General features: G+C 69.9%; 5 protein-coding genes and 1 pseudogene. 2 read left to right on the top strand and 4 right to left on the bottom strand.

Annotated features, from left to right (window positions below; all coding sequences use genetic code 11):
- Nucleotides 1-71 precede the first annotated feature (71 nt).
- On the top strand, nucleotides 72-212 hold the full coding sequence (locus tag ACZ5CR_RS43180) for a hypothetical protein (protein WP_468868562.1): 141 nt from the start codon (nucleotides 72-74) through the stop codon (nucleotides 210-212).
- Between the two features lie 81 nt (nucleotides 213-293).
- Here ACZ5CR_RS43180 and ACZ5CR_RS43185 read toward each other — a convergent pair whose 3' ends face one another.
- The 3 genes and pseudogenes from ACZ5CR_RS43185 to ACZ5CR_RS43195 all read right to left on the bottom strand — a co-directional run bounded on the left by ACZ5CR_RS43185 (nucleotide 294) and on the right by ACZ5CR_RS43195 (nucleotide 3,325).
- Nucleotides 294-1,550 (bottom strand): ion channel protein, encoded by a 1,257-nt coding sequence (locus ACZ5CR_RS43185; protein ID WP_468868564.1) that lies wholly within the window; start codon nucleotides 1,548-1,550, stop codon nucleotides 294-296.
- 197 nt (nucleotides 1,551-1,747) lie between these two features.
- Nucleotides 1,748-2,188, bottom strand: a pseudogene (locus tag ACZ5CR_RS43190) (DUF7144 family membrane protein); the annotation flags it as partial.
- A gap of 186 nt (nucleotides 2,189-2,374) precedes the next feature.
- On the bottom strand, nucleotides 2,375-3,325 hold the full coding sequence (locus ACZ5CR_RS43195) for an SGNH/GDSL hydrolase family protein (protein WP_468868567.1): 951 nt from the start codon (nucleotides 3,323-3,325) through the stop codon (nucleotides 2,375-2,377).
- Between the two features lie 183 nt (nucleotides 3,326-3,508).
- On the opposite strand from ACZ5CR_RS43195, the gene ACZ5CR_RS43200 reads away from it, so the two are divergent.
- Nucleotides 3,509-3,919: a nuclear transport factor 2 family protein gene (locus ACZ5CR_RS43200; RefSeq protein WP_468868569.1), complete on the top strand. Its 411-nt coding sequence runs from the start codon at nucleotides 3,509-3,511 to the stop codon at nucleotides 3,917-3,919.
- Nucleotides 3,920-3,976: 57 nt separating this feature from the next.
- Here ACZ5CR_RS43200 and ACZ5CR_RS43205 read toward each other — a convergent pair whose 3' ends face one another.
- Nucleotides 3,977-4,342 (bottom strand): PH domain-containing protein, encoded by a 366-nt coding sequence (locus tag ACZ5CR_RS43205; RefSeq protein WP_468868573.1) that lies wholly within the window; start codon nucleotides 4,340-4,342, stop codon nucleotides 3,977-3,979.
- Nucleotides 4,343-4,483 lie beyond the last annotated feature (141 nt).

Here is a 4,483-nt window from a genome sequence, read left to right on the forward strand (position 1 = left end):
CCCGAGGGGTCTGCTTGAGCCGTGTGCGCTGCGAGGCGCACGCACGGTTCTGAGGGGGCTGGAGCCCAGCAATGGGCTCCGGCTACCCGACCACCGTTGGCTTCTTCAGCTACGCCGTCGGGCTCGTACTCGGCGTGCTCCCCGGCTCGGACCACGCGAACCAGGACGACCGCCCCGGCTCGAACCACGCGAACCAGGACGACCGCCCCTGACCTGCCGCCGCCCCTGGTTCGCGTGGTCCGCTGATCTGCCGCCGTCCTCTGACCTACCGTCGTCCTCTGGTCTGCCGCCGTCTAACCTGCCGTGGCCTTCGCCCGGTCCTCCTCGATCAGCATGTCCGGGCGCCCCGTCACCAACAGCCAGGCAGGCAGGGCCGCCACGCACAGGACGGGCAGCAGTTCGAGGTCCATCACCACCACGGCCGCCGTGAACAGGCTCAGCCAGCCCTGCCGGGTCGTGGCGAGCAGGACGCCGAGGATGGCGCAGGTGATCGCCAGGGCGGGCGGTACGGCGTCGACGAGGGCATGCGCGAACATGCCCAGGGCCACGCCCACGAAGACCGCCGGGAAGATCCGCCCGCCCCGGAATCCGCAGGTCGCGGCCACGCAGAGCGCGAGCAGTTTGACCAGGGCGAGCAGGAGCAGGTTGCCCGCGTCGTGGTCGGACGCGTGCGTGGTCAGCTCCTTCATCTCGTCCAGGCCCTTGAAGAGGGTCAGTTGGCCGCCGAGCGCGCCCAGAGCGCCGAGCACGAGACCGCCCACGGTCAGCATGAGGACAGGGTGCCCGAGCTGGCGGAAGGCGCGGTGGAGGTGGGGGAAGGCGTACACGGCGCACAGTCCGATCGCGGCCGCCCCCGTGCTGATGACCATCGCGGAGAGCATGTCGGCCCAGCGCGGTCCGCCGTAGGCCTCGACGTCGATCTGGAACGTCGGGTGCGCGATGAGGACGGTGGTCAGTGCCCCCGCACCCGCCGCGACGAGCGGTGCGAACAGCCGGTCCCACAGGGGGCGCGGGTCGGGTCCTGGAGCGGTGACGGTCTCGGAGAGGATGAGCGCCGCCGCGACCGGCGTACCGAAGAGGGCGCCGATGGTCCCGGCGGCGGCGAGGGCGATCCAGTCGGCGGCGGGTGTGCGGGGCATGGCCTTCGCGCCGAGTGTGAAGGCGAGGGCGATGTTGATCGCCGTGATCGGGTTCTCCGGGCCGAGACTGACGCCGCCCGCGAGGCCCACGATGACGGCGAGCGCGATGCCGGGGAGCACCCGGACGGGCAGCGGCGGATCGACGAGGCCGAGTGTCGCGGGGTCGGGCCCGGCGCGCCCGGGGACCTTCCACACGATCAGACCGACGACGAACCCCGTCGCGGTGAGCATGCCGAAGATCCACCCCGCCGACGTCCCGGACATCCCGACCGCGTCCGGCAACGTGTCCCACAGCAGATCCTGCAACCGCTCGGCGACCAGGCTGAGCAGCAGCAGGATCAGGCTGGACCCGACACCGACGAGCAGGGCGGGCACGACGAGCGGGAGCAGGGCGCGGGCCTGCGGTGTCATGGGCCCCTCCGGGGCCACGTCTGCCTCGCGTCCGGTCAGGGGGCGGTGGTGGGAGGAGGCGTGGGTCCGGTACCACCGGAGCCACCGGATCCCTCGGCGAACGGGCCGGGGCCGCTGGAGGTGGGCCTGGGTCCCCAGCCGCCCGCCGCCGCCGTGTCGCCCGGCGGAACACCACGGTCACGGTCACGGTCCGGGTGGTCCGTGCAGAGCGCCCAGATGACGAAGATGCCGATGGCGATCGAGATCAACGCCCAGACCGGCTGGTACGGCAGCCACAGGAACTGCAGGACCACGGCCAACGACGCAAGCGCGATACCGCTCGCCCGGCCCCAGGCCGCGCCCTTGAGGATGCCGTAGCCGGTGATCGCGACGAGGATGCCGAGGATCAGATGCAGCCAGCCCCACGCGGTGAGGTTGAACTTGTAGACGTAGTCCCCGATGCGCGCGTAGACATCGTCCTTCGCGATGCCCGCGATGCCTTCGAGGATGCCGAGGATGCCGTTCACCAGCATCAGGACACCCGCGAACATCGTGCCGCCGGATGCCCAGAGACTCTCGCCCCTCAAGGCGTTGCTCGTGCCGCCGCCGCCGCCGCTGCTGCTACTACTGCTGCTGCCGCTGTCACCGCTGCTGCTCATGGGCACCCCTTCTCTTCTTCTGTTCGCCGCTGTGTTTCTCCGCCGACAGGAATTCACAGCGTGTGACAGCCGCCCCGGGGTGCGCGAGCGGAGTTGGGCCGAATGGGGATGACGGGGACGCCGAACGGGGATGACGGGGACGCCGAATGGGGATGACGGGGACGGCTTCGCCCTCGGCGCCCAGAATTACTGGCGCGCGTCGGCGACAGCCCGGGTGATCTCCGCCGCCATCCGCCGGATGCCGGGCGAACGGGTCGGGCAGGGGCGGGACTTGGCGGTGGTGGGCGCCAGGCAGAAGTGCAGGTAGTCGTCGCCGCGATGCAGGGAGGTGCGGTCACGGCCCGGCTCGGTGCAGTACGCGGGATGGTTCCGTTCGTACGTGGTGCACGGCAGCTTCTCGACCCAGGTGTGCCGGTCCGACGCCGGGGCGACCGTGCGGCCCGCGTCGGCGACGATCCCGCCCGATGCCCGGGCCTGCGTCTCGTAGATGGCGTTGACGCGCCGTACGCGATCGGGCGTGATCGGGTCGGGCCCCTGCAGCACCCACACGACACGCGTACGGTCCGCCCCGCCGGCGGCGTCGTTGATCTGCGAGGTCAGCGCCTTCGCGTCGGCGGCGTACCGGTCGAAGTACTTCGCCCGCGCCTTGTCGTACGTGATGCCGTCCATGCACGGCGTATAGCCCCACGCGTTGCCCCAGAACTGGAGCACCACGACATCCGGCCGCTCCGCACGCACCAGCGCGGCGGCCTTGTCCTTGTCCGGTACGAGGGAGTCGTCGCCGGTGCCGTCGAGGTAGTCGCAGAGGGTGGTGCCGGAGTAGGGGGCGCTGGTGTAGCGGGCGCCGAGTTCGGCGCGGAGCAGGTCGCCGAGGGCGGTCTGGTTCTCCATTGCGAGAGAGTCCCCGAGATAGAGGACCTTTGGGGCTTTTGTCCGGGACTTTTCTGCAACGCGGGGGCGGATCGTTGACGATCCTGGCGACGGGGACAGGGATCGCGAGGGGGATGGGGGTGGGGTGGCTTCGGCGGTGGGGGGCTTCGGGGCGGGGGCCGGGGCGGCCTCGGACGAACCGGGGTCGCCGCACGCCCCGAGGAGCAGCGCGGCGGCCAGCACTCCGCCGACCCACGACTTGCGCATACGCCAACTCCCGTCCGGACGACCGAAAGAGGCCTCAAGGGCCCCACGAGCGGCCCCAAGGCAAGCACAGACGCACGCGCGTGAGAAGACACCGGGGAGCGCTTCCGGCCTCGCGTTACCTCGGACGTAATCGCCCCGCACCTGGCTGTCCGGCAAGCTCAAGTCGTCGAAGGAACAACCCCGATGACCGCATCGCAGGAGGCACCCGCCATGACCGCACACGACTCTTCCGCGTACGAGACCGCTGTCGCCCGCTACTTCGAGGCCTGGAACGCCGAGGGCGCCGAGGACCTGGCCAAGGCCGTGGCCGCCGCCTGGACCGAGGACGGCAGTTACACGGACCCGCTGTCCGACGCCACCGGGCACGAGTCCCTCGCCGCCGTGATCGCGGGGGCCCACGGGCAGTTCCCGGGGTTCGAGTTCAGGCAGGTCGGCGCGGTCGACGGCCACCACGACATCGCGCGCTTCGGGTGGGAACTGGTGTCGGTCGCCGACGGATCCGCGCCCGTCGCCGGTTTCGACGTCATCGCGCTCGCCGACGACGGGCGTATCCGCACGGTGTACGGATTCCTGGACCGCGTGCCGACTGCCTGAACGGGTGGTCGGGGCCGGGCGGTCAGAGCTGACCAGCAGCAGCTCCGCCGTTGCTGGTCAGCGCGCTACGTACTGCGTCAGGATCGCCTGTACCTCGTAGATGTCGACGCCCTTGGTGAAGGTCTTCTGGATCGGCTCCTGGGCGCTGGAGATCCAGATCTTGAGCTCGGCGTCGAGGTCGAAGTGCCCGGCGGTCTCCACCGAGAAGTGCGAGATGCTGCGGTACGGAATGGAGTGGTACTCGACCTTCTTGCCGGTTATCCCCTGCTTGTCGATGAGGACGAGACGCCGGTCGGTGAAGATCATGGTGTCGCGGATCAGCAGAAACGCGGCCTGCACCTGTTCGCCGTGGCCCAACAGGCGCGCGTAGTCCTGCTGCGCGGTCGCCGGGTTGATCGTGTGCGCGTTGCCGAACAGTGCCATGAGAGACCCCCATTGGTGGAGGTCGGTCGAGTTCGAACGGAACTCGACCAACCCCCCCCTTAGTTTCCTTGGCTTGCTTCCCAAAGCTTTCTCCTTTCACCCTCTGGTTTTCGGTGTTGGGGTTTGTGGTTCTTTTTTTGC

This window comes from Streptomyces sp. NPDC031274 (assembly GCF_055570235.1).

Coding starts and splice junctions, on each gene's coding strand:
- ACZ5CR_RS43180 (WP_468868562.1), top strand. CDS start 72: ATGGGCTCCGGCTACCCGACCACCGTTGGCTTCTTCAGCTACGCCGTC.
- ACZ5CR_RS43200 (WP_468868569.1), top strand. CDS start 3,509: ATGACCGCATCGCAGGAGGCACCCGCCATGACCGCACACGACTCTTCC.
- ACZ5CR_RS43185 (WP_468868564.1), bottom strand. CDS start 1,550: ATGACACCGCAGGCCCGCGCCCTGCTCCCGCTCGTCGTGCCCGCCCTG.
- ACZ5CR_RS43195 (WP_468868567.1), bottom strand. CDS start 3,325: ATGCGCAAGTCGTGGGTCGGCGGAGTGCTGGCCGCCGCGCTGCTCCTC.
- ACZ5CR_RS43205 (WP_468868573.1), bottom strand. CDS start 4,342: ATGGCACTGTTCGGCAACGCGCACACGATCAACCCGGCGACCGCGCAG.